This window comes from Paenibacillus sp. 01T443 (assembly GCF_056398325.1).
The window spans coordinates 228,865-254,139 of the sequence record NZ_JBFTPE010000001.1 but is presented as its reverse complement, the minus strand read 5'-3'; the positions used below and the strand labels follow the sequence as shown (position 1 = coordinate 254,139).

At 45.9% G+C, this 25,275-nt stretch carries 29 protein-coding genes; 28 read left to right on the top strand and 1 reads right to left on the bottom strand.

Features of this window, described 5'->3' with window-relative positions:
* Positions 1–394 precede the first annotated feature (394 nt).
* The 12 genes from AC1DLI_RS01155 to AC1DLI_RS01100 all read left to right on the top strand — a co-directional run bounded on the left by AC1DLI_RS01155 (position 395) and on the right by AC1DLI_RS01100 (position 9,023).
* Positions 395–991 carry an RNA polymerase sigma factor gene (locus AC1DLI_RS01155; RefSeq protein WP_364148835.1) on the top strand — a complete coding sequence of 199 codons (597 nt, stop codon included), beginning with the start codon at positions 395–397 and terminating at the stop codon, positions 989–991.
* Positions 988–1,590: an anti-sigma factor family protein gene (locus AC1DLI_RS01150; protein ID WP_477598936.1), complete on the top strand. Its 603-nt coding sequence runs from the start codon at positions 988–990 to the stop codon at positions 1,588–1,590. Before AC1DLI_RS01155 ends, AC1DLI_RS01150 begins: the two co-directional genes overlap by 4 nt.
* A 68-nt stretch (positions 1,591–1,658) precedes the next feature.
* Entirely contained in the window at positions 1,659–2,237 is a 579-nt protein-coding gene (locus AC1DLI_RS01145; RefSeq protein WP_477598935.1) for a histidine phosphatase family protein, read from the top strand.
* Between the two features lie 193 nt (positions 2,238–2,430).
* On the top strand, positions 2,431–3,606 hold the full coding sequence (locus AC1DLI_RS01140; RefSeq protein WP_477598934.1) for a hypothetical protein: 1,176 nt from the start codon (positions 2,431–2,433) through the stop codon (positions 3,604–3,606).
* A gap of 103 nt (positions 3,607–3,709) precedes the next feature.
* Entirely contained in the window at positions 3,710–4,216 is a 507-nt protein-coding gene (locus AC1DLI_RS01135) for a gamma carbonic anhydrase family protein (protein ID WP_308996601.1), read from the top strand.
* Between the two features lie 22 nt (positions 4,217–4,238).
* Positions 4,239–4,421 carry an IDEAL domain-containing protein gene (locus AC1DLI_RS01130; protein ID WP_054024511.1) on the top strand — a complete coding sequence of 61 codons (183 nt, stop codon included), beginning with the start codon at positions 4,239–4,241 and terminating at the stop codon, positions 4,419–4,421.
* Positions 4,422–4,617: 196 nt separating this feature from the next.
* Positions 4,618–5,040 (top strand): DUF2487 family protein, encoded by a 423-nt coding sequence (locus AC1DLI_RS01125; RefSeq protein ID WP_477598933.1) that lies wholly within the window; start codon positions 4,618–4,620, stop codon positions 5,038–5,040.
* A 241-nt stretch (positions 5,041–5,281) separates the two neighbouring features.
* Positions 5,282–5,815 (top strand): Rieske 2Fe-2S domain-containing protein, encoded by a 534-nt coding sequence (locus AC1DLI_RS01120; RefSeq protein ID WP_477598932.1) that lies wholly within the window; start codon positions 5,282–5,284, stop codon positions 5,813–5,815.
* 16 nt (positions 5,816–5,831) lie between these two features.
* The gene (qcrB, locus tag AC1DLI_RS01115; RefSeq protein ID WP_183561109.1) at positions 5,832–6,503 is read left to right on the top strand and encodes a menaquinol-cytochrome c reductase cytochrome b subunit; all 672 of its coding nucleotides are present in this window, start codon (positions 5,832–5,834) and stop codon (positions 6,501–6,503) included.
* Between the two features lie 18 nt (positions 6,504–6,521).
* Positions 6,522–7,391 (top strand): c-type cytochrome, encoded by an 870-nt coding sequence (locus tag AC1DLI_RS01110; protein WP_477598931.1) that lies wholly within the window; start codon positions 6,522–6,524, stop codon positions 7,389–7,391.
* A gap of 90 nt (positions 7,392–7,481) precedes the next feature.
* The gene (locus tag AC1DLI_RS01105) at positions 7,482–8,111 is read left to right on the top strand and encodes a DUF1405 domain-containing protein (protein ID WP_477598930.1); all 630 of its coding nucleotides are present in this window, start codon (positions 7,482–7,484) and stop codon (positions 8,109–8,111) included.
* A gap of 42 nt (positions 8,112–8,153) precedes the next feature.
* The gene (locus AC1DLI_RS01100) at positions 8,154–9,023 is read left to right on the top strand and encodes a sporulation protein YpjB (protein WP_477598929.1); all 870 of its coding nucleotides are present in this window, start codon (positions 8,154–8,156) and stop codon (positions 9,021–9,023) included.
* A 5-nt stretch (positions 9,024–9,028) separates the two neighbouring features.
* Here AC1DLI_RS01100 and AC1DLI_RS01095 read toward each other — a convergent pair whose 3' ends face one another.
* The gene (locus tag AC1DLI_RS01095) at positions 9,029–9,892 is read right to left on the bottom strand and encodes a YitT family protein (protein ID WP_477598928.1); all 864 of its coding nucleotides are present in this window, start codon (positions 9,890–9,892) and stop codon (positions 9,029–9,031) included.
* A gap of 185 nt (positions 9,893–10,077) precedes the next feature.
* Between AC1DLI_RS01095 and AC1DLI_RS01090 the strand changes: the two genes are divergently transcribed.
* From AC1DLI_RS01090 to AC1DLI_RS01015, 16 genes are all read left to right on the top strand, one after another.
* Entirely contained in the window at positions 10,078–10,413 is a 336-nt protein-coding gene (locus AC1DLI_RS01090) for a nucleotide pyrophosphohydrolase (protein WP_477598927.1), read from the top strand.
* Between the two features lie 54 nt (positions 10,414–10,467).
* Positions 10,468–11,013, top strand: coding sequence for a tetratricopeptide repeat protein (locus tag AC1DLI_RS01085; protein WP_477598926.1), 546 nt, complete (start codon positions 10,468–10,470; stop codon positions 11,011–11,013).
* Positions 11,014–11,020: 7 nt separating this feature from the next.
* Positions 11,021–11,827, top strand: a complete 807-nt coding sequence (gene dapB, locus AC1DLI_RS01080; protein ID WP_477598925.1) for a 4-hydroxy-tetrahydrodipicolinate reductase — start codon at positions 11,021–11,023, stop codon at positions 11,825–11,827.
* A gap of 30 nt (positions 11,828–11,857) precedes the next feature.
* A complete protein-coding gene (mgsA, locus tag AC1DLI_RS01075) occupies positions 11,858–12,280 on the top strand; it encodes a methylglyoxal synthase (protein ID WP_308996591.1) in 423 nt (140 codons plus the stop codon).
* Entirely contained in the window at positions 12,277–12,975 is a 699-nt protein-coding gene (bshB1, locus tag AC1DLI_RS01070; protein WP_477598924.1) for a bacillithiol biosynthesis deacetylase BshB1, read from the top strand. The genes mgsA and bshB1 overlap by 4 nt, the downstream gene beginning before the upstream one ends.
* 64 nt (positions 12,976–13,039) lie before the next feature.
* Positions 13,040–14,203, top strand: coding sequence for an N-acetyl-alpha-D-glucosaminyl L-malate synthase BshA (gene bshA, locus AC1DLI_RS01065; RefSeq protein WP_477598923.1), 1,164 nt, complete (start codon positions 13,040–13,042; stop codon positions 14,201–14,203).
* 34 nt (positions 14,204–14,237) lie between these two features.
* Complete coding sequence (locus AC1DLI_RS01060) at positions 14,238–15,515, top strand: CCA tRNA nucleotidyltransferase (protein WP_477598922.1); 1,278 nt, start codon at positions 14,238–14,240, stop codon at positions 15,513–15,515.
* A gap of 86 nt (positions 15,516–15,601) precedes the next feature.
* Positions 15,602–16,576, top strand: a complete 975-nt coding sequence (locus AC1DLI_RS01055; RefSeq protein ID WP_477598921.1) for a biotin--[acetyl-CoA-carboxylase] ligase — start codon at positions 15,602–15,604, stop codon at positions 16,574–16,576.
* A 254-nt stretch (positions 16,577–16,830) separates the two neighbouring features.
* The gene (gene panB / locus AC1DLI_RS01050) at positions 16,831–17,742 is read left to right on the top strand and encodes a 3-methyl-2-oxobutanoate hydroxymethyltransferase (protein ID WP_477598920.1); all 912 of its coding nucleotides are present in this window, start codon (positions 16,831–16,833) and stop codon (positions 17,740–17,742) included.
* Positions 17,739–18,689 (top strand): pantoate--beta-alanine ligase, encoded by a 951-nt coding sequence (gene panC, locus AC1DLI_RS01045; RefSeq protein WP_477598919.1) that lies wholly within the window; start codon positions 17,739–17,741, stop codon positions 18,687–18,689. Before panB ends, panC begins: the two co-directional genes overlap by 4 nt.
* Positions 18,616–18,999: an aspartate 1-decarboxylase gene (gene panD, locus AC1DLI_RS01040; RefSeq protein WP_477598918.1), complete on the top strand. Its 384-nt coding sequence runs from the start codon at positions 18,616–18,618 to the stop codon at positions 18,997–18,999. The genes panC and panD overlap by 74 nt, the downstream gene beginning before the upstream one ends.
* A gap of 122 nt (positions 19,000–19,121) precedes the next feature.
* Positions 19,122–19,829: a hypothetical protein gene (locus tag AC1DLI_RS01035; protein ID WP_477598917.1), complete on the top strand. Its 708-nt coding sequence runs from the start codon at positions 19,122–19,124 to the stop codon at positions 19,827–19,829.
* A gap of 16 nt (positions 19,830–19,845) precedes the next feature.
* Positions 19,846–22,752, top strand: a complete 2,907-nt coding sequence (gene dinG, locus AC1DLI_RS01030) for an ATP-dependent DNA helicase DinG (protein ID WP_477598916.1) — start codon at positions 19,846–19,848, stop codon at positions 22,750–22,752.
* Positions 22,749–23,405 (top strand): redox-sensing transcriptional repressor Rex, encoded by a 657-nt coding sequence (locus tag AC1DLI_RS01025; RefSeq protein ID WP_308996581.1) that lies wholly within the window; start codon positions 22,749–22,751, stop codon positions 23,403–23,405. Before dinG ends, AC1DLI_RS01025 begins: the two co-directional genes overlap by 4 nt.
* Positions 23,386–24,687 carry an amidohydrolase gene (locus tag AC1DLI_RS01020; RefSeq protein ID WP_477598915.1) on the top strand — a complete coding sequence of 434 codons (1,302 nt, stop codon included), beginning with the start codon at positions 23,386–23,388 and terminating at the stop codon, positions 24,685–24,687. The genes AC1DLI_RS01025 and AC1DLI_RS01020 overlap by 20 nt, the downstream gene beginning before the upstream one ends.
* A gap of 32 nt (positions 24,688–24,719) precedes the next feature.
* Positions 24,720–25,217 carry a cell wall elongation regulator TseB-like domain-containing protein gene (locus tag AC1DLI_RS01015; protein ID WP_477598914.1) on the top strand — a complete coding sequence of 166 codons (498 nt, stop codon included), beginning with the start codon at positions 24,720–24,722 and terminating at the stop codon, positions 25,215–25,217.
* The last annotated feature ends 58 nt before the right edge of the window (positions 25,218–25,275 follow it).

The following is a 25,275-nucleotide window of genomic DNA, read 5'->3' as shown; positions in this document are numbered from 1 at the left end:
TTAATATATAAGAATTTATAAGTTTTCACTTATAAATGTGCTTATATATCTCCGCGAAACGATAGCTTTTGCCACTGAAGACGGCGACAGCCGTTTACGTTTGTTTGCTTTTTCTTGGTTGAAGCTTATTGCAGGGATGTTGGATTTTTTACAGGCATATAAAAGCCGGATTCTCATTATACATCTTAAAGCATTTGTTGTTTTCACCTGTAAAAATATTGTATTTTATCCTTTTGTCGAAAGAGGCAGGAATTTGCCCGCGAAACACGAATTATATGTATACTCGTATATATTGAATTATTTATGATAAAGACCGCAACTTTTCGTTCTCGGGTCGGTACAATATTATGTAGCGGTCCGGGAATAATCCGCAGGTGGAGGAGGTTCGCCTGTCATGACTGATTCCCAATTAATACGTGAGATAAAGGATGGCAATGTCGAGCTGTACTCCGAGCTTATGCGGCGCTATCAACGAAAAATATTGGCATTTATCTATCATATGCTGAAGAGCGCAAAGCTTGAGCTGCTAGCCGAGGACCTGTGCTCCGAATCATTTTATAAAGCATACCGCAGCCTTCATTCGTTTCGCGAACTGGATGCTTCTTTTTCGACATGGCTATATACGATTGCGCGCAATACAGTGCTAAGTGAGCTTCGTAAGCAAAAGTCTGCGCATGTATCGCTTGATGAATCAGGATTTGAGCCGGTTGCAGCGCTTGATGCTGTGCCTGAGCAGCATGTGCTGCGGAATGAACGGATGGCCATGGTACGTGAAGCGATTAATAATTTGCCAGAGAAACAACGATCAGCACTTATTCTTCGGGAATATGACCAGCTGGACTATCAAGAAATTGCTAATATTTTGGGGCAAACGGTCAGTTCTGTCAAATCACTGCTTTTCCGGGCTAGAGCAAGCGTAAAAACGCAGCTAGAGCCGTATTTCGGACAATCGCCGCTGATGGAAGAATATGAAGGGATGAATACAAGATGAATTGCAACGATGCGCAAGACAAATTCGGCGAATATTGGGATTTATCTGAGCATGATGAGGATCGGATAGCGATTGACTCTCATTTACTTGAGTGCAAAGCATGTGCGGAGCAGTTTCAACTGTGGGAAGAGAGCGAAGTGATGATTCGCTTTCTATCGGAGGAAGAGGATAGCCTTGGACCGATCGAGCATGTAAATCGTAATGTCATGGATCGCATTTATGCGGAAGAATCCTGGTTAATGCCTGTTCCGCACAAAAGCTATCAGTTCTCCAAATCATTTCGCCGCAATATTGCCTTGATCGTTGCAGCCTGCATGGCTATGTTTGCAAGCGCGTTTTTTGTTTTTGTATTTGATAATCATGGCGGTTCGTCTCAAGCTGAAATTGCCGAGATAAGCGGATTGATGGATACGGCAAATGCTTCCGGCGACGGGCTTGTCACCACAGGCTTTTATGCAGAGGTTCCGGTTGCCAGTATTAGCGATCCTTTCGTTCTTAAGGTCATGCCGGCGTTCCCTCAATATTATGTAGCGTTATCCTTGCTGGGTATGATCATGACGCTGTTAATTTTGAATTGGCTGTCAAGAACACGAAACTGACTTTAAGACTCAATAAGCTCCTTAGGGAGCTTTTGTTGTATTCATATTGAAGAGGAGCTGACTACTGCTTGTTAATCGGATTAGTGCGTCACGGGAAGACAGATTGGAATGAAGAAGGAAAAATTCAAGGACAGACCGATATACCTTTAAATGCGGTTGGCATTGCGCAGGCCATTTCTTTAGCGGACCGTTTAAGCAATGAAGAGCGGATTTGGGATGCTGTCATTTCGAGCGACCTAAAGCGGGCATATGCCACAGCGCAAATCATTGCCGAGAAGCTGAATATTCCTCTCCTTGAAAGTGACCCGCGCCTGAGAGAAAGGTATTTTGGCGAGGTTGAAGGAACGAAGGAGCAGGAGCGGCATGAACGCTGGGGAACGGAATGGCGGGACGTAGCCGAAGGCGTGGAATCGAATGACGAAGTAAGGGCTCGCGGATTAAGCGCCATTAATGAATGGAAGCTTGCTTATCCGGATCGGAATCTGCTTGTCGTGTCCCATGGAAGTTTTTTGGCGCAGCTATTAGCAGAAGTTTGTTCCGGGTTAGAGGATCAGTACTTATCCAACTTGTCGTATTCCATCTTGGAGCGCAGGGACGAGGAGTGGCATCCGCAGCTGTATAATTGCACGATTCATTTAAACCAATAGAACATTACAAACGAGTCTTGCCTTTGCATTTATGAAGGCGGGACTCTTTTTTTGTGCAATCCTTGTAAACTAGGTTATAAAACAATAGATACTTTCCCATAATGATATCAACTGAAGCTTATCCATTACACAAAACGCTTACGAAATGGAACATGAGGCATTAAGTGACGGTTCCTGAAGAAAGGAGAGAGTTATGAATTTATCGGATATGCTAGGTTATGCAGACATTCAACAGCTTAGCAGAATTGCTGACGTTTACAGATGTGAGTGCAACGGACATTCCAAAAACGATTTGATTCAATCCATTCTCTCTACCGTAAGTCGAAATGATGTCTTTGAAGCTCAAATAAGCAGCATGAAATTGGAGGACTTAAGATTCTTGAACTCTTTGCTGTTCGAAGCGAGGAACTCCTTCAGTCTGGAGGATTTGCTTGCACGCGTGCAGCAGAGCAGATTTGGTGAAGAGGTCATCCAGCCAGAGCCAGAAACGCTGAAAAAAACAAAAAAAACGAAAAAAAAGGCAGCAGAAGAAGTCAAACCGCTAAGTCCGCGGGAGATGATTGCAAAATTCAAGCATCAGGGTTGGTTGTTTAACGGCTTTAGCGGACCGAGCAGGTACTTGTTCCAGGTACCAAATGATTTAAAGGCACGTTTTCGAGATACGCTTGCCAAAAGGTTTGCTGCGGATTTGCGATATACGGAAGAGCCGCCAGTATATCGTGATGAGCAAATGTTAATTCACGACGATATTTCTCATTTGCTTCATTACTTGTACCATAATGAAGTGCAGCTCACCGCTGACGGTTCCATGTACAAAAGATTCACACTGCAGCTGCTAGACAAATTCGGCGTTCAGGAAGAGCTGCCTGCAAAAGGGGCTTGGCGCTTTGGGTATGGAAGGCATTTCAACCAGTATCCGAATCGATTCTCGTTTATTTACGACTATTGTTATTACGCAAAATACATAAATGAGAATCAGACGCTTTTGAACATCACTGGATTAGGCGAGGAGCGCATGCTAGGCAAACCTGCTGGAGAAGCAGAGCAAGTCTACCGGTTTTGGCTTAAGTTGTATAAAGGGCCAATTACGCACTTGCTGTCGCTCGTTCATTGGATCAATGCGCTGGCGGTGGAATGGGTAACGGTGGAGTCATTGAGAAAAGTGCTCGTGCCGTTTATTAAGCCTTATTATTATGATGACGCCAACACAATTCTAGAGCAGCGAATTATGTCTATGATGGTTCATTTAGGACTGCTGCGACTCGGAGAACATCCGATGCACGGTGCCATCGTAAGAATGACGAAGGCTGGAAGATCCGTCGTATCGGGCATAAGCTTAGATGATTTAGAGACTGTTGGACTGCATTGATTTTTTATTCAACTCTTGGTGTATGATCAAATATAAGCTAGAGTAAAAGTTCAGGGTAAAATTCAGCTTACTATATTTGATCTACCAGAGGGAGTGGATAAAAATGTTGATTCCTTATAAAGGGATAATGCCAAATATTCAAGAAGAAGTATACATAGCAGACGGCGCAAAGATCATTGGCGATGTTTCTATCAAGGAAAAAAGCACGGTGTGGTTCAATGCGGTGCTGCGAGGAGATCTAGCACCAATACGAATCGGGCATAGCTGCAATATACAAGACGGAGTTGTCGGTCACGTAAATGTGAACCAACCTTTGATTTTAGCAGATGAGGTGTCTATTGGACATGCCGCAATCATTCACGGCTGTACGATAGGCAGAGGCACATTAATTGGAATGGGGGCAATCGTACTTAACGGCGCAGACATTGGTGAATATGCTTTAGTAGGAGCCGGTTCGATTGTTACAGAGAACAAAAAAATACCATCCTATACTCTATCTATCGGTTCACCCGCCAAAGTCGTAAGAGAATTAACAGATGACGATCTACAGCGTATGAGAAAGACGATGGAGAGCTACGTGACAAAGGGAATAGAATATAGGATCTCTTAACGCCGGTTTGGAGGTGTATCCTATGGACAAAATGAAAGTAACGTATGAAGCGATGCTTGGTTTGGCTGCAGAATTCGTGCTTGATGACGCAGTATTGAAGTTTCAAACCAACCAAATTTATACGGCAATTGACAAAGCACTGGCCGCAGGTGACGAGGATACGTTTTACCGTCTCGCGAAACAGTTAAACGCATTAAAAAAATAGGGAGTATCGTTAATAGGAAGTCGAGTCGATACTCTGCAAGAAGCTTTCCTGACTCATGCGGACCTTTGGGTTCACATAATGAGCAGGAAGGCTTTTTTTTCTGAAAGTTGGATTTGGCATTCTGTGAAAATGGAGTTAACATAGAAGCATTGGTTTAAGTAGATTTGCTACTATGTTAAGGAGTGAGAATGAAGCAATGAAGTTTAGCGAAATTTCAAAAGAGCAATGGGAGGAGCTAAGTCCTTTCTTAGATACCTGCCTGCTGCCCGTAACGGGAATAGCTGACTCTGTTAAGCCTTACGAGGCTACTGAATGGCTGGAGCAGCTAAGAGACATCATGGACTTAATTGAAATTCCATTTAAAGGAAGAGTGGTCACTTATCCAGCTTGGCATTACCATAACGATAGAGACCAGTTAATGAAGGATCTTAATGAATGGTGTTCAGCTGCGAAAARCAGCGGGTTTCGTTATATTATTGTAGTAACGGCAAATAAAGAGTTAAGACTTGAATCCTCCGCCGTTGATTTGTTTTTTGGACCGGGACAGGATGGGGAGCTTCCTCAGCAAGCAGAGGTTTCGACTGCCATTCGTTCATTATGGAGCGGTCAAGCTACATGAACTTCTTGAATTTGTCGTATAATATAATCAAAATTTGGGGAAAACAAATGCCAGAGAAGGTCAAATGTGACAAAATGATAACAAATTATTGAACGGTATTTTGATAAGCTTGCAAATATGAAGCCATATTCTTGACGCTCCCAAGCACCTAGGCTATTATAAGTTATGTCCTAGTTCGTCATGTGTTTTTGCCCTGCGGCAAGACGCGAGATATGGTTGGCAAAGGGGGTTAGAACAGAAGATGAGTAACCATGAACAACACGAGACCGCGCATCGACCGGTTCAGCGCAAAGAAATGTCCCGGCGTCAATTTTTGTCATATACGCTCGGCGGCACGACAGCATTTATGATGGGCGGCGCGGTATTGCCGATGGTTCGTTTCGCAGTGGACCCGCTCTTGGTAAAAAAAGGCGAGGGCACTTACGTAAAAGTTGTGGAAGAGAGCAAAATTACGAACGAACCGCAAGAATTTAAATTTAAAATTCATCAGGTCGATGGTTGGTACGTTAGTGACCCTGAGCTTGCGGCTTGGATTTCGAAGGATGCAAATAACAAAATTTTTGCGCTTTCGCCAGTATGTAAGCATTTAGGTTGTACGATCGGATGGAACACAAAAGGTCAAAACGAATACGATTGTCCTTGTCACGACGCGCGCTATACGAAAGACGGGAAAAACCTAACGGTTGCCCCAAATCCATTGGATGAGTATGAAGTGAAGCTTGAGAACGGATTCGTATACTTGGGTCCGGTAATGCCGAATACAAGAACGAGCTAAGGAGGGCGTATTGCAGATGTTTAAAAGTGTATACAACTGGATTGACGAACGTCTTGACATTACGCCACTGTGGAGAGATGTAGCTGACCATGAGGTGCCTGAGCACGTTAACCCGGCACATCATTTTTCCGCATTCGTTTACTGTTTCGGCGGTTTGACGTTTTTCATCACAGTCATTCAAATTTTGTCCGGTATGTTTTTGACCATGTATTATGTACCAGATATTATTAACGCTTACTCAAGCGTTGATTATCTGCAGCATAAGGTTGCTTTCGGGCAAATCGTTCGAGGCATGCACCATTTTGGGGCAAGCTTAGTCATCGTTATGATGTTCCTACATACCCTTCGAGTGTTTTTTACCGGTTCTTACAAGGCACCGCGCGAAATGAACTGGGTTGTCGGAATGCTGATCTTCTTCATTATGTTAGGCCTAGGATTCACAGGCTACTTGCTGCCTTGGGATAACAAAGCTTACTACGCAACAAAAGTTGGTGTCCAAATTGCTGAATCCGTTCCGGTAATCGGACCATATCTCGCTTCTTTCCTATATGGGGGCGATATCGTAGGCGCACAAACGCTAACCCGTTTCTTTGCGATCCATGTATTCTTCTTACCTGGCGCATTGATAGCTATGTTGGCTGCGCACTTTATCATGATTCGGAAACAAGGTATTTCGGGACCACTTTAAGCGAAGGGAGGCATACTTATGGCGCATGGTCATAATTCGAACGAGAAAGTTGTCTATGTAGGCGACTCGCGTGTTAAGAAAAGCAACATTTCGAGCATTCCGCCGGACTATACATCTTTCCCAGGTAAATCGGAAGCGTTTATTCCGAACTTCCTGCTTAAGGAATGGATGGTCGGCTGTGTGGTTTTGGTTGGTTTTCTAGTATGGGTCATTGCTGAACCGGCTCCGCTTGGTTATCCGGCAGATCCAACGAATGCGGCATTTATTCCAATGCCGGACTGGTATTTCTTGTTCCTGTATCAGTTTTTGAAATACCCTTATGTATCGCAGGATTATATCTTGCTTGGTACAGTCGGTATACCGTCAATTTTGTTCGGAGCTTTGCTGCTTGCACCATTTTTGGACACAGGCAAGGAGCGCCGCTTCTACCGTCGCCCGATTGCATCATCATTGATGGGGCTGACACTTATTGCTTGCGTTTACTTGACAGTTGTTTCTTGGGATCACTACCAGCATCAATTGGAAATTAACGGTCAAGTACCTGAACATCACGAACGTGAAGAGAAAGCGCGTGAAGCTGCTTTAGCAGGTGAAGAGCGCCCGAATTACACAAAACCTGCTGTTGAAGCCGCACTTGTAGAAGCGAACGATCCGGCAATGGATATCGCTAAGCAAGCGCAATGCGTCAGCTGTCATGCTGCTGACTTGAAAGGTCAAGGATCTGTTCCTGGCTTGGTCGGCGTTGGTGACAGATTGACGAAGGAACAGCTTGTAGAAGTCGTTACAAATGGTCGTAATGGCATGCCGGCATTCAAAGATCAATTGTCCGCTGAAGAGATTGACCAGCTAACAACATGGCTGTCTAAACAAAAGGCGGCAACCGAATAAAAACGTTAACGAAAAACCTGATCGTATCACACGGTCAGGTTTTTCTTCGAACATGCACATTATGATAGTTTGAAGGAGAAGTGGTTCAACATGCTTGCATTTTTTTGGAGCCGCGAATTTTTGCTTAGCCGATCATTTTTGTGGATTCTATTCCTTGTTAACTTTGCCGGAACCGTATACGGTTATATTTGGTATGAAGGTCAATTGGCTGCTACTTTGAACGATCACCCCTTATGGCAAATTGTCTTTGTTCCCGATTCGCCAACGGCGAGCTTATTCTTTACGATTGCTCTCCTCTATTTATTATTTCCGCCGCAACGTCAATACGGCTTAGCAAGGATTGGACGTTATCTAATAGAGGCTTTGGCTGTCGTATGCTCGGTTAAATATGGCATTTGGGCCGTTTCGATGATCGTAGCAGGAGCCTGGCAGGGTGCAGACCTGCATTGGCAGCACTATATGCTTATTGCATCACACCTGGGAATGGCATTTGAGGCACTGTTATTTTTCCGTTTTATGAAGGCAGGGGTTTTCGCTTTGGCAGTTGCTACAGGCTGGCTTTTACTCAATGATACAGTTGATTATACGTTTGGCGTATTCCCTTACCTTGCAGATGAATTGGATGATGATTTATCAGCTGTACGTGCTTTTACATACGGTTTATCCTTCATTAGCTTTATTGCTGCGCTGCTCGTATGGCGCTTCAGAAAGAAGGTATAACGCTTTGCATCCCCTCATAGAGTGATCTATGGGGGGATGTCCATGAAGATACGATTTATCATTCCATTCGTCTTATGTATCGTCATGACGGTTGGATACGCAAATTCAGTTTGGGGCGGCGGAGTATCATTAAATGCATATTCGGATCTGCTATCGCAAAGTCGTGATAAGCAGCTTGAACGATTAGATGTCATTGTCAGCTCATTATATGAAGCCGCCTATTTGAACAACCGGCAGGTTGGCTTTCAAGATATCCAGCAGTTAAAGCGTATTTTAGAGAGTGAGCTTAGGCATTCCGTAGGTAAAACGGAAGGCTGGTCAGCGATTGAGAAGGATACCGAACTCATTGAGCAGAAGCTCATGAAAGGCGTAACTGATTCAAGTTGGTTGATGGAGGCATCGCGAATCAGATTAGCTTCTGATGCGCTTGTTAGACCGGATCAAGCATTGTGGCTGCAGTATGAGAGCGTGATGCTGGAAGATTTATCGCGTGTAGAGAAAGCCTGGAAGCGTCAAACCGATGACGGGGCAATTGCAGCTCGGGCTTCGATGACGAGCCTAGAGACTCACGCCGTCCGTATTTCGACTGCAATAAGCATACAATTTGGCAGCATGCGGGAGGCCGAGCTGAAAGAGCGAATCAATTATACAAATCGTCTATTAGATGCGAGTGTCATAAATAAGACGAATGAAGCTATGATTGACCGTTCATTGTCTGCTATGAAAGAATCATTAATTCGGATGTTCGCTCAGAGCCGAGCTGAAGAAGAAACGACAGCTGCGGTTTCAACGCCCATCTCGAACCCATTAAGCTGGACGTTCTTTTTAGGAGCATTTATTTCAGCTATCCTCACCTTCACGGGCTGGAGAAAATATAAAAATAATCCATTTGGTGTTAAGCCACTTCCCTAAAAGTGTTATTCCTCTTTAAAGCCTTCGCCTAGAACATCTTGCACTTCATTAATAACGATAAAAGCACGGGGGTCAATATTGCGGACGATCGATTTTAGACGGCGAATTTCTTGCCGCTGAACGACGCAATACACGACCTCTTTTTGCTGTCCAGAGAACGCACCCTTCGCCGGAATGAGCGTGACGCCACGGTCAAGCTCGACCGTGACTTCTTTGGATATCGCTGCTCCATGCTCCGTTATGATGGAAAAGGCTTTAGCCGCATATGCGCCATCTTGTATGAAGTCAATGATTTTGGATGCAATAAATACGGTAACTAGCGTATATAGAACCTTTTCGATTGGAATGTAAAGCAAGGAAACCCCGATAATCAAAGCATCGAGTGTCAGTATGATTTGCCCCATGCTCATTCCCTTAGATCGAGAAACGATTCTAGCGATAATATCGACACCGCCTGTCGTACCTCCAAAGCGGAACACGATACCAAGACCGGTTCCCAAAGACACGCCCGCATAAAGAGCGACGAGCATATAATCCTGCGAGCCTCCGAAGGGGATGAGCCATTTGCGTTCGATCATCTGCTCCATTAAGGCAAGAAAACCAGACAGTGAGACAATGCCAACCAGCGTATAGAGCATTTGATCACGGCCAAGGGCCTTCCAGCCCACAAAAAACAAAGGGATATTCAAGACCAAGGTCGATATGGAAAGCGGGAATCCTGCAGCATAATTAAGGAGCACAGCGATCCCTGTTACACCGCCCTCCATCAACTGGTTCGGGATTACAAAATAATGCAGACCGAAAGCATAGATGGCGGTGCCAATTAGAATGGGAATAATGCTGCGGATCTGCCGTAATGGTTTTGACATTTCTCAACACCCCTTGTCCATTGTCCCAATCCAGACAGCTAAAAATCCGTATTGGCAACTTAGAATCGAAAACATTTAACACTGTGTAGTATGGCTAAAATACAGGATTCGAAAAACATTGATTTTAATTAGGGCTTTACGTTAACATAAGGAAGTATAGCTATCGACAGAAAGGAAATGCATCGATGTCGGAAAAAACGTTATCAGATATTCAACGAGAAGTAGATGATTACATTTCTCAATTTAAAGAAGGCTACTTTAGTCCCCTTGCTTTGATGGCCAGAATGTCAGAAGAGGTGGGCGAGCTTGCACGCGAAGTAAACCACTTTTACGGAGAAAAACCAAAAAAAGCCGATGAAGCGGAAAATTCCGTTGAAATGGAGCTGGGCGATATTTTATTTATTCTTTCTTGCTTCGCTAATTCACTCAATATCGATTTAACCGAAGCGCATAATAAGGTTATGCATAAGTTCGCGACTCGCGATGCAAATCGTTGGACGAAGAAAATAACCGAACTGTAAACAAGCTCCCAACATATGCTGTACCATCAACCTGTGTACAAGGAGGATGGGCAGATGGATGGAGAGAGCTGCATCAAAAAGGGTTATGAATTCATTTTGAATAGTGATTTCGAACAAGCGATATATTGGTTCGAGCGGGCGATCGAGGCCGAACCGGAAAATTCATTTTATTACCATACATGCGCCGTATCATGCGCTAGGAGCGGCAAATGGGCGAAAGCCAAGCAGCATGCTGAGGCAGCACTTAGGCTTGATCCTGAGCATACGGAGTATATTTATCATTTGCAAGTGGTTGAAGCGAAGCTGCTCCTCGCAGATGCGGATCTTCTTCTCGCGAAGGTACCTCCAAAGCTTGTTGAAGCGGCGGAATTGCTCGAGCAGGCTGTATTACTCGATCCATTAAGCTTTGACGCGTTTTATACGCTTGGCGTGTTGTATGCTTCTCAGAATCTTTATGATAAAGCAGCTGTAAACGCACGGGAAGCGATGCGGCTTGATCCAGGCCATTCAGCAGCGAGAAGGCTGTTTGCTGACGTAAACCGAAAGAGACGCATGCTGCGTATCCGAATAAATGCAAGAAAAAGAAAAAGGAACAGGTGATCACGAGATGTCAACACAAAAAATTCGTGTGGCAGTAGCAGGAGCAAGCGGACGTATGGGCCGCGAGGTTGTGAAAATGGTGTTGGAGGACGAGTCGCTTCAATTGGTGGCGGCCGTCGCTCCTTCTGCGGGTCCCATAGATGCAGGCTTATTTGCCGGAAAGCCGGAAACCGGAGTTACAGTTAGTGCTACGCTAGAAGAAGCGCTAAGCAGCTCGAAAGCGGATGTACTGGTTGATTTTACCATTCCGCAAATGGCATACGGCCATACTAAAACCGCGATCGAATTTGGAGTTCGTCCTATTATGGGGACAACCGGGTTCACACCTGAGCAAATCGAAGAGCTGGACGAGCTTTGCCAGGAAAAAGGAATCGGCGGCTTAATCGCGCCTAACTTCTCTATCGGTGCAATTTTGATGATGAAATTCGCGGCTGAAGCCTCTAAATATTTGCCACATGTTGAAATTATTGAATATCATGGCGATCAGAAACTGGATGCACCTTCAGGAACTTCGATCAAAACGGCTGAACTGATTTCACAGGCTCGCCAGGAGCTGCGTCAGGGCAATCCGCAGGAGGAAGAGGTTATTGAAGGCGCGCGCGGCGGATATTATAACGGTTTTCGTATACATAGTGTAAGACTGCCTGGTGTATTTGCGCAGCAGGAGGTTGTATTTGGCGGACACGGGCAAACGCTCAAAATTCGTCATGATTCTTACGACCGCGCGGGGTATATGCCTGGCGTAAATGTGGCAGTTAAGAAGGTTATGACTTATAGCGGATTAATTTACGGCTTCGAACATATTATGGATTAGCTCGATTCGACAGCAGGAGAGGGGAACGACATGTTAAACATCGCATTTATCGCACATGATCGAAAAAAAGAGGAAATTGTCAATTTTGTCATTGCCTATGAAAAGGTATTTGTTCCTCATAAATTATATTCGACAGGAACGACGGGAACTCGCATTATGGAACAAACTGGCCTATCAATCCATCGGTTTATGTCCGGCCCTCTTGGCGGGGATCAACAAATTGGAGCCTTGGTAGCGCAAAATGAAATGGATTTAATTATATTTTTGCGTGATCCACTTATGGCGCAGCCGCATGAGCCTGACATCATTGCTTTGCTTCGGCTTTGCGATGTGCAGGGTATTCCCGTTGCAACCAACGTAGCGACAGCTGAGCTGCTTGTCAAAGCGCTTGAACGCGGAGATTTTGCTTGGCGCGAGCTCGTTCATAAATATAAGCCGGGTATCGCCGAATGACAGTAGAACTTGATATCTTAATCTTTGGCGCGCATGCCGACGATGCTGAAATCGGAATGGGCGGGACCATAGCGAAACATGTGCAAGCTGGGCATAAGGTTGGCGTGTGCGATTTGACGATGGCCGAAATGTCTTCCAACGGCACGGTAGAGCTTCGCAAACAGGAGGCAGATAACGCTTCCAAGGTGCTCGGGCTTAGCGCACGAACGAATCTTGGTTTGCCTGATCGCGGCTTAGAGCCTTCGCGTGAACAAATCGAACGTATAGTTGCCGAAATTCGTTACTTCAAGCCGCGGATCGTTTTTGCTCCATATTGGGTGGATCGTCATCCCGATCATGTGGCTTGCAGCCGCTTGATTGAGGAAGCCGTTTTCAATGCAAAGCTTCGTCGGTATATGCCCGAGCTGCCTCCCGTGCAAGTAACTCAGCTTGTTTATTATTATATTAATGATTCCGAGCATGAGTCGTTGATCGTGGATGTCAGTGATTTTTATGAAACGAAACGAAATGCGCTTTTAGCCTATCGTTCTCAATTCGAGTCGGCTGCTGCGGGTTCCGATCGTGTAGCAACCCCTTTAACAAACCGATACATAGAACGGGTCGAGGCGCGGGATTCGCTGCTTGGACAAGCAAGAGGATGGGCATATGCAGAGGGCTTTGCATTGAAGCGCCCTCATGCCGTACAATATTTTTGACAATTCGTACAGCTCATGTGTAATACAATAGTTATACGTGACGAACACAGGAGGTGCGACAACAGTGGCGAGAAAATTAAAGATTGGCATAACCTGTTATCCTACGTTAGGAGGATCAGGTGTTGTTGCTACGGAGCTAGGCAAACTTCTGGCAGAACGCGGCCATGAAATTCATTTTATAACGCACAGTATTCCGTTTCGATTAGGACATTTTAATAAAAACATATTTTTCCATGAGGTCGAGGTTAACGATTATTACGTGTTCCGGTACCCTCCCTATGATTTGGCCTTGGCAAGCAAAATGGCCCAGGTAGCCAAGATGCAGCAGCTTGATTTGCTGCATGTTCATTACGCCGTGCCGCACGCGGTTTGTGCATTTTTAGCCAAGCAGATGAACGGCGATGGTCTCAAGACGGTTACAACGCTGCATGGAACTGATATTACCGTACTTGCACAGGACGAATCCTTAAAAGATTTAATTCGTCTTGCCATTCATCAAAGCGATGCGGTAACAGCCGTTTCTAGTGACTTGATTAATGAAACAAGGAACCTGTTGGATATAACAACACCGATTGATTTGACTTACAATTTTGTTGACAAGCGAGTTTATTACCCGCGAGATGTCGTTTCCCTACGTTCGGATTACGCTGCCCCGAATGAGAAAATACTGATGCATATCTCGAATTTCCGCCCGGTTAAGCGGGTTGGCGATGTTGTCGATATATTTTCACGCGTTTCTGAGAATGTTCCGGCAAAGCTGCTTTTGGTGGGAGAAGGACCTGAGTTATCAAAAATTCAATGCAGAATTCGCCAGCTAGGTCTTGAAGACCGCGTACATTTCTTAGGCAAGCAGGAGGATGTTGCGCAGGTGATATCCATGGCAGACGTGCTGTTGCTCCCTTCTGAGAAAGAGAGCTTTGGTTTAGTGGCCTTGGAGGCTATGGCCTGCGGCGTTCCGACAATCGGGTCAAACGCGGGGGGCATCCCTGAGCTTGTTACACACGGAGAGACTGGATTCTTGTCAACAATCGGAGATGTTGAGGATATGGCAAGAAATGCAGAGATGCTTTTGCTTGATGAGAAGCTTCATGAGCGCTTTAAGCAAGCCTGCATTTTTAGAGCGCGCAATGAATTTTGTAACGATGTCATCACTACACAATATGAGCAAATCTATTATCGGGTACTTGGCATTGAGGCAGATTTGCCTATAGCCGTGTGCAGCGAATAGCAGCATATGAATGCAGCCAAGGATGGTGTTTGAAATGCGGCTTGCATTTTCCGACCTGATATTATCCGCGCTTCCCATCGTTAAACGGCTTCGAGATCATCATTTCGAAGCCTTCTTCGTAGGCGGCGCCGTGCGAGATACAGTTCTCGGCTTACCAATAAAAGATGTCGATATTGCAACTTCAGCCCGTCCGGAGCAGGTGCTTGAACTATTTGAGCACTGCATTCCGACGGGCTTGCAGCATGGAACAATTACGGTAATCAATGAGGACATTGGCTATGAAGTGACTACTTTCAGGCTTGAATCAGCGTATGAGGATCATCGCAAGCCAGAGAGCGTGCTTTACATAACTGACCTTGAAGGGGACTTGCTGCGCCGGGATTTTACGATGAATGCAATGGCGCTTGCCGCAGACGGAGAGCTGCTTGATCCCTATGGCGGGATGGAGGATTTACGGAGCAATAGTCTGCGCTCCGTTGGTGATCCGAATGCGCGTTTTCAGGAGGATGCGCTTCGAATGCTGCGGGCTGTCCGGTTTATCGGCGTATATCAGCTTAATCCGGCGTTTCGGACCTGGAGAGCGCTTAAGCAGCACCGGGCATTGCTCAAATTTATTGCAATGGAGCGGGTACAGGCTGAGCTTGATAAGATGCTAACAGGCGGCTCTCCTCAGAGAGCCCTGCATTTTCTCGTCGCAAGCGACCTATTGCTGCATCTAAAAGAGCCTTTTGCCAAAGAAACAGAGACGGCGCTTAAGCAGGCAGAACAGTCAAACACGACCAAAGCGTTATTTGCGAGACTGCATGAGCTGATGGCTGTCGATTTGCGATGGTCTGCTTTGGCGATTGGATTGCAATTATCATATGATGCGGCGCAGCAAGCACTGCAGGTGCTTCGATTGTCGAATGCGCGAACTAAATCAATTTTGTCGATGGTTGAAATTCATCGGGAAATGATAAACAGCGGGTATGAAGCAAATGAACATAGGCTGCGCATCAAATGGTTAAGCCTTGCGATTCGTTTTGGTAAACAAGCTATGGTTGATTGGCTTTCAATCATGCATGTGCTTCCGGAATCGACGCCAAGCTTCTCAGATTCGCTTCTAAGGCAGTTAAATGAATGGCTTGAGCAAATGTTCATCTCCAAGCTCAAGGAGCTTAGCGTCAGTGGTAAGGATTTAACAAGCCATATGCAGAAGCAGGCGGGACCATGGGTAAGCGAATATTTAAATAAATTGCTGCTCCTTGTCGCTGCCGGCGAGCTTGAAAATGATAAAAATGCTTTGCTCCTACAAGCATCGCTCTGGGATTAATTACGAAGTCAGTTTTGCTGAGCAAAACAATGTACATGCTTACGAAGCTAGTTTTGCTCCGCAAGACTTTTAGGAGGTCACCTTTCATGAATCATGAGCCTTTGCTTCAATTGTTTATGGATAAGCCCGGTGAATATGTATCGGGAGAGAGCATAAGTCAAGAGCTTGGAGTTAGCAGAACCGCGATTTGGAAGCAAATTCGCAAACTTGAAGGCGCGGGATATCATTTTGAGGCGTCAAGGCGGCTTGGCTACCGTTTAATCAGCGTGCCGGAACATCTGTCAACGGAGGACTTGGCTGATCGTTTAGAAGCAAAGATATTTGGCAAAACCGTTCATTCGTTTGAGACGGTAGAATCTACGCAAAATTTAGCGCGGGCGGCTGCTGAAGAAGGCGCCGTTGAAGGCACGCTCTTCCTCGCGGAGCAGCAGGTAAACGGACGCGGGCGAATGGGACGCGGATGGGTATCGCCGCGAGGCAAAGGCGTATGGATGAGCATGGTGCTTCGTCCGTCTGTCCCCATACATTTTGCTCCTCAGCTTACGCTGCTTACGGCCGTTGCTTTATGCAGGAGCTTGAAGCGCGTGACCGCTCTGCCGATTGGTATCAAATGGCCAAACGACCTACTTATCGAAGGCAAAAAAATAAGCGGCATACTGCTCGAATCTGCGGCAGAGGATGAACGCCTGCGTTATGTTATAGCAGGAATCGGCATTAGCGTGAATTTAGAGGAATCGGATTATCCGGTCGAATTGTTGGAGAAAGCAACTTCGCTTCGCATTCGCAGCGGCAAGAAATGGACAAGGGAAACCGTCATTGCAGATTTTTTGAAGGAATGGGAGCAGCTTTATTTTCTTTACCAAGAGCAAGGGTTTAGCCCAATTGTAACGCTTTGGGAGGCTTTATCCGTTTCCTTAGGCAAGCCAGCGAGGCTAATTACACCGCAAGGAGATATTGTTGGCGTTCCGATCGGTCTTGACGAGAGCGGAGCGATAAGAATCGAGCTCGCAGACGGTACGATCAAGCCTGTTTTCTCCGCAGAAATGGGTGAACCGCTATAGTGCATTTCATGTCGTTTACGGAATGCGGAAAGTTTGGTAAACTAGAACTATCAGGCGGTATTCTGAGGAAGCTGCACTGATGATGATTAAAAATATGTAAATGGTTGGGAATGCACACTCTGCTCTGAGCCGTAGGGACCGAGACAGAAGGAAGCACAACAAGCAAACGTTTCCTTTTCAGTTTGGGGACCTTTTTAGCAGCGGCTAAAAGGTTTTTTTGTGTTTATCCTATCATTGAACAGGGGATGAAGCTGATGAGGAAACGACTGACGATTACTAATCTAAAGAAGATGAAGCAGGACCGCAATGCGATTTCCGTTTTGACAGCTTACGATTATCCTTCAGCCAAGCTTGCTGAAGAAGCTGGAATCGATGTTATTCTTGTCGGAGACTCGCTCGGGAATGTCGTGCTTGGCTATGATACGACAATACCCGTAACAATTGACGATATCGTGTATCATACAAGAGCGGTTGCCAGGGGTGCCCAGCAAACGTTTATCGTAGCCGATATGCCTTTTATGACCTACGGAATCGGACGTGAATCTACGCTGCGGAATGCAGCTAAAATAATGCAAGAAGGCGGCGCCCAAGCGGTGAAGCTTGAAGGCGGCGCTGATATTGCATCAGATGTTTCGGCGCTTGTCAAAGCCGGTATTCCGGTGATGGGACATATCGGATTAACGCCGCAATCCGTGCATCAACTCGGCGGATATAAAGTTCAAGGTAAGCTTGATGCGGATGCTGAGCGATTAATGAATGACGCGAAAGCGCTAGAGGAAGCCGGAGCTTTCAGTATCGTTCTGGAGCTCGTGACTGAACCGCTAGCAACGATGATTAGCGAAATGCTCACGATACCGATAATCGGTATTGGCGCGGGAAGAGGCTGTGACGGCCAAGTGCTTGTATATCATGATATTTTGCAATACTCTTCACCTTATTTCGAGAAAAAGTTCGTTAAAACCTATGCTGATATTGGAACGACGATTAGAAACGCGATCCAATCCTACGTGGAAGAGGTAAAGTCAGGTCAATTTCCCGAGGAAGCACATGTGTTCTCTGCCCAGCCCGCAGTCATTCCAGCATTATACGGCGGTGCGAATGAAGGCCAGAAGGACCCTGTAAACGACAAGAACGATTTGCCGAAGAAAGGAGTCCGGCTGACATGATCATTTGCCGTACGAAGGCTGAGCTGAAAAATCAAATATCCGCTTTGCGCGAACAAAACAAATCGATCGGGTTTGTGGCTACGATGGGTTTTCTGCATGAGGGGCATGCTTCCTTGCTGCGTCAAGCGGATACAGAGAACGATGCAGTCGTTCTTAGCATTTTCGTAAATCCGCTTCAATTCGGACCCAATGAGGATCTGGATCGATATCCGAGAAATGAAGAAAGAGATATAGCGATTGCTGAAGAAAATGGAACGGAGATCGTATTTATTCCTTCGGTACAAGAAATGTATCCCGAAAAACCGCTTACAACCGTCATCGTTAATCAAGTGACGAATCGTTTATGCGGAGCTTCGCGTCCAGGCCATTTTGACGGAGTTGGCACAGTCGTTAGCAAGCTGTTTCATCTAGTCGCTCCGAATCGAGCTTACTTTGGCATGAAAGACGCGCAGCAGGTTGCCGTTATCCAACAAATGGTCAATGATCTTAATTTTTCTGTTCAAATCATTCCTTGTCCGATCGTTCGGGAGCCGGACGGCCTTGCTCTCAGCTCCAGAAACGTCTATCTCAATGCCGAACAGCGCGAGCAGGCAGTTATTCTGTCAAAAAGCTTGCAGCTGGCAGCCATTTGGATGAATGAGGATGACATGACGGCAGAGCTGCTTGTCGCAAGGGTAAAGGAAGAGATTTCTAAAGCGAGCGAAGCGGTAATCGACTATGTTGAGCTGCTTCAGTATCCGTCGCTGCAGTTACCGGAAGCAAATGCAGCTCTTGCTGCAATGAATCAACCTTTAATATTGGCATTAGCCGTAAAGTTCGGGACAACAAGGCTAATCGACAATCGCATTTTACAGGCAATGGAGGCGAACGCGCATGTTCAGAACGATGATGAAATCCAAGCTGCACCGGGCAACCGTAACGGAAGCGAACTTGAATTATGTAGGTAGCATTACCATTGATGAAGATCTGATGGATGCAGCTAATCTATGGGAAAATGAAAAAGTGCAGATTGTTAACAACAATAACGGTGCACGTTTCGAAACTTACGTGATTACAGGTGAGCGAGGCTCTGGTGTCATTTGCCTAAATGGAGCCGCAGCACGGCAGGTACAGCCTGGCGATCAGGTTATTATTATTTCTTATGCGATGATGACGGATGACGAGGCTAGGGAGCATAGACCGATCGTTACCATTTTGGATGCGAATAATCGCCCCCTTCAGATCTTGAATGAGGAGCTTCACTCGACTATCCTTTAATTTGACGAACGGTTACGTTAATCCCTGCATTATGTAACGAATGGGTTGTTGTATGAAAAACCTCGTTAAAACAAAAAATGAACATAACACTCCTTAATTCTTTGGCGAAGGCGGGATGCGGTATGTTCCAGCATATGTTTTCATCCATGAACGACATGCTTGATCAAATCATTGAGCAGTATCAAGATGCAGATGTCCAGGAAAAACAGCATTACGACGAGCAGATGAATGAGCTGAAAAAGGTCAGCGATACATTTATTGAGCAATGGCTTGTGTTTGAGGAGAAATTTGCTGAGTTTAAGGAGCAGCAAGGCGATCTGACAGCAATACCTCAGATGCCTGTCTCCACAGGAGCGGCTCAGCAAAATCTGCCTGTTAGCGAAACAGCAACTTGCAACACAGCTGATTTAGAAATTCCAGACGAGCTCGCATCAGTCATATCTAAAGGACAAGGCTATTATAAGTTATTTATGTTTCCGCAAGCGGCGATGCAATTTCAATCAGTCATTATCCAATCGCCTGAATGCAATTTGGCAAGACTTTTTTTGGGCATGACCCACATGCATCTCCAAAATTGGAGCGAGGCACAGCGACATTTTCAATTGTTGATTGCATTGACGGACTTCCCCAAATGGCTGGCAATGGGCTATAATGCGCTAGGGTGCATTCAAGCGGTGCATATGAACTTGGCGCAAGCCGAACAACTATTCATGAAGGCTTATGATGTATGCCCAAGCTTCAAGGATCCATTAAACAACCTAAAGTCATGTCAAGAAACGCCTAAGCAATTATCGTTATATTTCGGAAGCACGGAGCTGTGCTGTTTGTGAGAGGATCGGGGAATGAATGAAATTTGCAGTATTGGACTTAGAAACGACGGGACATAGCTCGGAGGATGACATTTTACAGGTTGGGCTGGTCATCGTTTCTGATGAGCTTGAAATCATCGATACGTTTAGCTCCTTTGTTCGGCCTAACATCCCAATACCGGCCTTCATTACACAACTAACAGGCATAGATGAATCGGTTGTAGCGGATGCTCCAACGCTCAAAGAGGTTATCGACAGCCTTGTTCCATTATTGGACGATGCGGTGCTGGTCGCTCATAATGTTGGCTTTGACGCCGGATTTTTAAACCAAGCGCTGAGCCGTTGCGGCTTACGTCCGTTTGGGGGACGCAGGCTGGATACCATTGAACTACTTCGAATATTTTATCCTACAATAAATACGTACCAGCTTGGAGCTGTCTCTGAGCTTTTCGGTATCCCGCATGATCAGCATCACCGTGCAGATAGCGACGCTAAGGCAACCGCGTTATTGCTAATCGAAACGGTTAAAAAGCTTCGCAAACTGCCGCTGCTCACTTTGCAGCGGCTTTCCGCGCTTGTAGATGACGGAAGCGATTTAAGCTGGTTCATCAAGCATACGCAGCTGGAAATGGAGTATCGGACCGTATTTGAATCCAATGAATATGATTATTTTAATCAATTTGCGTTAAAGGTACGAGAATGGAGCGACGAACAACCGCCGCGGGCTGGCAGCGTTAATTCCATGCCGTTAACCGATGTTTCATTCGATAATTATCTAGCCGACGTAAGGCATCGTTTCGAGCAAAAGTTTGATAATTACGAAGAGCGGGAAGCGCAGGTAGCCATGTTCCAAGAGGTGTACAGCGCACTTAATCAAAATCAGCATTTGCTTATTGAGGCGGGAACGGGGACAGGGAAATCGCTGGGTTATCTAATACCGGCACTTTATTACGGAATCCAAAACGGTAAAAAGGTAGTCGTCAGCACCCACACCATCAATTTGCAGGAGCAGTTGAGGCAGCGTGATTTGCCGCTTCTGGAAGAAATTTTACCGTTTGATTTTAGAGCTTCTATCTTCAAAGGCAGAGGGAATTACTTATGTCTGCGAAAATTTGAAGGCAAAGTGAACACAAAAGATTTGGTATCGCCCATCGAGGATACGGTGACGGCAGCTCAAATGGTCGTATGGCTGGGTGAAACGGAGACAGGGGACCAAGAGGAGCTGAATTTTGGCAACAAAGGCTCTGACTTTTGGTCTACAGTAGCAAGTGATACAGATTCATGCTTAAATCGTGCCTGCCCTTGGTTTAAAAGATGCTTTTATCACCGGGCAAAGCATGAAGCCAATATAGCTGATGTCACCATAACGAATCATTCCATGCTGTTTACCGATGTCCAAGCAGATCATCGATTGCTGCCATCGTATACTCATCTCATTATTGATGAAGCGCATCATGTCGAAGAGGTGGCTGGCAAGCATCTGGGCATGCAGATCAATTATTTCTCTTTAACGCAGGCTGTGCTTCGTCTCTATAAAGATACGCGCTCGGGACTCTTGCCGGGACTTCGCCAAAAGCTTCTGTATGAAGATGACGCGCATCAGGCTTCATGGCTGGAGACCATAGATACGGTTATTCCGATTTTCCAAGAAATAAAAGAACACTGGGATAAGCTCTTTGAAATGTTCTATAGCTTCACGACTACCTCGTCGGATGGTCCGACCGAAAATGGACAATCGGTATGCAGRCTGAAGAAAAATGAACTGCCTGCGGGGTGGGAGGACGGAGTCACGGTAGAAGGAAATCTTCATACCGAGCTGAACCGTGTGGTCCGCACCGTCGACAAGATGGTCACGGACATCAAGGATCGTGTTGACGATTCAGCCGTTCAAGCGCTGATTACGGATCTAAACGGTGCTGTCCGCGATTTAACCCGTCTAAAGGATGAGCTTCGGACATTTATCAAGTTAGAACTTACTGATTCTGTATTTTGGATCGAAGCAAGCAGCGTTTACCGCTTCCGCTCCGTGCAGCTTTATGGCGTGCCGGTTGATGTAAGCGCCCAGCTGCAAAAGTACTTTTTCGATGTGAAAGAAAGTATCGTACTGACTTCCGCTACTTTATCCGTTCAGAAATCCTTTCAGTATGCCGAAGAGCAGCTTGGCCTAACGGGGTATGAAGAACAAGGCAGGTTAAAAACGGTGCAGCTGCCTTCTCCGTTTAATTATAGGGAGCAAGCGCTGGTGGTCATTCCGCGTAACTTCCCTGTTTTGAAGGGAGTCTCCGTCGATGATACTTATTTGGAAATGTTGGTTGCATCGCTTGCTGATGCCGCAAAGGAAACGAAGGGCAGAATGCTTGTATTGTTTACTTCGTACCGCATGCTTAAACAAGTATACGAGCCATTAAAAGAAAAGCTTTCCGTCTCCGGCATTCAAGTGCTGGGGCAAGGAATCGACAGCGGCAATCGCACAAAACTTACAAGACGCTTCCGCCAAACGCCTGAATCCGTTCTGCTCGGTACAAGCAGCTTCTGGGAGGGCGTGGACATACCGGGTGAAGCATTGATCTGTCTGGCGATCGTGCGTTTGCCTTTCCAACCGCCCAGCCATCCGTTAGCGGAGGCAAAAGCGGAAATGCTGCAGCGGCAAAAGCAAAACCCGTTCATGAAGCTTTCGATCCCTCAAGCTGTTATTCGCTTTAAGCAGGGTTTTGGCCGTTTGGTGAGAACATCGCAGGATAAAGGAATCGTCATCATCTATGATACTAGGGTGATCGATACGTATTACGGGAAACATTTCTTGTATTCCTTGCCCGGTCCAAAAATCGAAACCATGCATACGGATCAAATGATTTTACGAATGCGGGAGTGGCTAAGCGAAGAGAAAACTGCCCAGCCCGTGGTTCATCATAACGAGGCAAGCGCAGAGGAGGAGAAGCGATGAAGCAAACGAAAATATCGGAGGCTGTCGTCAGAAGGCTTCCCGTTTATCTCCAAGTGTTGAATGAAATGGTGAATCGAGAAATCCAAACCGTTTCTTCACAGGATTTAGGCACAAAGCTTGATTTGAATCCTGCTCAAATTCGTAAGGATCTTGCATATTTCGGTGAGTTCGGCCGAAAGGGCGTCGGTTATGATGTTGTTTATTTGATTGAAAAAATCCGTCAGATTTTAAAGGTTGATCAGACGATCAAGGTCGCGCTTGTCGGCGCAGGTAATTTGGGGCATGCCTTGTGCAATTACAATAAGTATTCCAAGGATAACATGCAAATTACGGCGGTATTTGATGTTCATCCGAGCAAGATCGGAACGAGCATCAATAATCTGAAAGTACTGCCCATGAGTGAGCTTATCTCTACGGTTGCAGAACAAAAAATCAGAATCGGAATCATCACGGTACCCGCTTTTGAAGCGCAAAATGTGGCTAATCAATTCGTAGAAGCAGGCGTAGAGGGCATTTTGAATTTCGCGCCTGCCATTCTGCGGGTGCCAGATGAGGTGCGTATTCAAAATGCGGATTTTACAAGGGAATTGCTTAGTATAGCTTATTATTTAGTTAGAGAAGGAGAGACGCAGGATGAGTCAGATTTGGATTGAAAATGGATTGTTTATTACAATGGATGATGAAAACCCGACATTTAAAGGACATATGGTCGTAACCGACGACCGTATTACGTACATAGGTACACAAGCTCCTGAGCAGCTTTCTGAAGCTGTTCAAAAAGTGGATGGCAGTAAGCTTGCTTTTATGCCAGGACTCATCAATACGCATGGACACGCCGCTATGAGCCTGCTTCGCGGTTACTCGGATGACCAAAACCTGCAGGTGTGGCTGGAACAGAAGATGTGGCCTATGGAAGGCAAATATGTCGACCAAGATACCCGCGCTGGCAGCGCTTTAGCTATCGTGGAAATGCTTCGTTCAGGTACAACGGCATTTGTTGATATGTACGATCGCATGGATCAAGTTGCACAGATGGTTGAACAGAGCGGCATCCGCGGCGTTTTGACGAGAGGCGTAATCGGGCTTTGCCCTCCTGACGTACAGGAAGCTAAGCTTACTGAAGCCATTGCTTTCGCACGCGATTGGAATGGTAAAGCAGACGGTCGTATTACGACGATGATATCTCCTCATGCGCCGTATACCTGTCCTCCTGAATATATCGAACGCTTTGTACAGGCCGCGCATGATTATAATTTGCCTCTGCACACTCATATGTCTGAGACCATCACCGAGGTTGAACAAAATGTCAAAGACTACGGACTTCGCCCTGTCGAGCATTTGGATCGCCTAGGATTTTTCTCCCGTCCCGCGCTCGTTGCCCATGCAGTTCATTTGAATGACGCTGAAATTGAGCTGCTCGCTGCCAAAGGGGTTGCCGTATCGCATAATCCCGTTAGCAATCTTAAGCTTGCAAGCGGAATTGCTCGCGTTCCCGATCTGCTTCGCGCAGGTGTTACGGTATCTCTGGGTACAGACAGCGTAGCAAGCAATAATAACCTCGATCTATTCGAGGAAATTCGTTTCGCTGCTTTGCTTCATAAAGGGGTTTCAGGAGATCCGACGGCTATTCCTGCCTCGGAAGCGCTAAAGCTTGGAACGATTTATGGGGCTAAATCAATCTGGCAGGAGGATAAACTCGGCAGCCTAAAGGTCGGTAAAAAAGCTGATTTCATCGCAATTGATATCGAGCAGCCGCATTTCTATCCGAAGACAGATATTGTGTCACATTTGGTTTATTCAGGCTCTGGGCGAGACGTTCGGCATGTGTGGATCGACGGACGGCAAGTTTTGAAAAACGGCGAATGCACCTTGCTTGATGAGGAGAAAATTCGTTACGAGGCGCAGGCGAGCTTCGATCGCTTGCTTAACGCCTAATGCGCGCCACAGCAAGGAAACGTCCGCCGTTCATGACGGTTCAGCGGTGGTTATTCGTAATCATCGCTTGTCTCTTGCTGCTTCTAACAGTCGGTTTTATTTATTTCAATGAAATACAAAATCCGCAATGGGCGGCAATTAAAGATGCCAAGAAGCAAGCTATAGAAGCTGCCGAGCTTTCTAAAGTTGAAAAGGTCTATCACCATACTTGGAATAAAGAAACATGGATTATTGAAGGAATCAATAAAGCGGATGAGCATGTATTTGTATGGTTAGCGGAGGAGAAGCTGCCCGAGGTGATCAAAGCCTCAGAAGGAATTTCCGCGCAGGACCTTAAAGCTACGTTCAAGAGCAAGCAGCCAAAAGCAGATGTGAAAAGGATTCAGCCCGGCTTGCTTGATGGTCAGCGAGTGTGGGAAATCTATTACAGCGACGGTGAAAACCCGGCTCATTACCATTATGATTTCTATCGTTTTGATAATGGAAACTTCATTAATTCCTATAAACTTCCATCTCGGACGGAGCCTTAAGGCTCCGTTTCCTTTATTTGCGGGACGAATCCAGCAGAAATACATGATATACTCTCGT

Bases quoted from the DNA above. Each gene is read 5' to 3' on its own strand.
- AC1DLI_RS01155 (WP_364148835.1), top strand. From the start codon at position 395: ATGACTGATTCCCAATTAATACGTGAGATAAAGGATGGCAATGTCGAG.
- AC1DLI_RS01150 (WP_477598936.1), top strand. From the start codon at position 988: ATGAATTGCAACGATGCGCAAGACAAATTCGGCGAATATTGGGATTTA.
- AC1DLI_RS01140 (WP_477598934.1), top strand. From the start codon at position 2,431: ATGAATTTATCGGATATGCTAGGTTATGCAGACATTCAACAGCTTAGC.
- AC1DLI_RS01135 (WP_308996601.1), top strand. From the start codon at position 3,710: ATGTTGATTCCTTATAAAGGGATAATGCCAAATATTCAAGAAGAAGTA.
- AC1DLI_RS01130 (WP_054024511.1), top strand. From the start codon at position 4,239: ATGGACAAAATGAAAGTAACGTATGAAGCGATGCTTGGTTTGGCTGCA.
- AC1DLI_RS01120 (WP_477598932.1), top strand. From the start codon at position 5,282: ATGAGTAACCATGAACAACACGAGACCGCGCATCGACCGGTTCAGCGC.
- qcrB (WP_183561109.1), top strand. From the start codon at position 5,832: ATGTTTAAAAGTGTATACAACTGGATTGACGAACGTCTTGACATTACG.
- AC1DLI_RS01110 (WP_477598931.1), top strand. From the start codon at position 6,522: ATGGCGCATGGTCATAATTCGAACGAGAAAGTTGTCTATGTAGGCGAC.
- AC1DLI_RS01105 (WP_477598930.1), top strand. From the start codon at position 7,482: ATGCTTGCATTTTTTTGGAGCCGCGAATTTTTGCTTAGCCGATCATTT.
- AC1DLI_RS01100 (WP_477598929.1), top strand. From the start codon at position 8,154: ATGAAGATACGATTTATCATTCCATTCGTCTTATGTATCGTCATGACG.
- AC1DLI_RS01095 (WP_477598928.1), bottom strand. From the start codon at position 9,892: ATGTCAAAACCATTACGGCAGATCCGCAGCATTATTCCCATTCTAATT.
- AC1DLI_RS01090 (WP_477598927.1), top strand. From the start codon at position 10,078: ATGTCGGAAAAAACGTTATCAGATATTCAACGAGAAGTAGATGATTAC.
- AC1DLI_RS01085 (WP_477598926.1), top strand. From the start codon at position 10,468: ATGGATGGAGAGAGCTGCATCAAAAAGGGTTATGAATTCATTTTGAAT.
- dapB (WP_477598925.1), top strand. From the start codon at position 11,021: ATGTCAACACAAAAAATTCGTGTGGCAGTAGCAGGAGCAAGCGGACGT.
- mgsA (WP_308996591.1), top strand. From the start codon at position 11,858: ATGTTAAACATCGCATTTATCGCACATGATCGAAAAAAAGAGGAAATT.
- bshB1 (WP_477598924.1), top strand. From the start codon at position 12,277: ATGACAGTAGAACTTGATATCTTAATCTTTGGCGCGCATGCCGACGAT.
- AC1DLI_RS01060 (WP_477598922.1), top strand. From the start codon at position 14,238: ATGCGGCTTGCATTTTCCGACCTGATATTATCCGCGCTTCCCATCGTT.
- AC1DLI_RS01055 (WP_477598921.1), top strand. From the start codon at position 15,602: ATGAATCATGAGCCTTTGCTTCAATTGTTTATGGATAAGCCCGGTGAA.
- panB (WP_477598920.1), top strand. From the start codon at position 16,831: ATGAGGAAACGACTGACGATTACTAATCTAAAGAAGATGAAGCAGGAC.
- panC (WP_477598919.1), top strand. From the start codon at position 17,739: ATGATCATTTGCCGTACGAAGGCTGAGCTGAAAAATCAAATATCCGCT.
- panD (WP_477598918.1), top strand. From the start codon at position 18,616: ATGTTCAGAACGATGATGAAATCCAAGCTGCACCGGGCAACCGTAACG.
- AC1DLI_RS01035 (WP_477598917.1), top strand. From the start codon at position 19,122: ATGTTCCAGCATATGTTTTCATCCATGAACGACATGCTTGATCAAATC.
- AC1DLI_RS01025 (WP_308996581.1), top strand. From the start codon at position 22,749: ATGAAGCAAACGAAAATATCGGAGGCTGTCGTCAGAAGGCTTCCCGTT.
- AC1DLI_RS01020 (WP_477598915.1), top strand. From the start codon at position 23,386: ATGAGTCAGATTTGGATTGAAAATGGATTGTTTATTACAATGGATGAT.
- AC1DLI_RS01015 (WP_477598914.1), top strand. From the start codon at position 24,720: ATGACGGTTCAGCGGTGGTTATTCGTAATCATCGCTTGTCTCTTGCTG.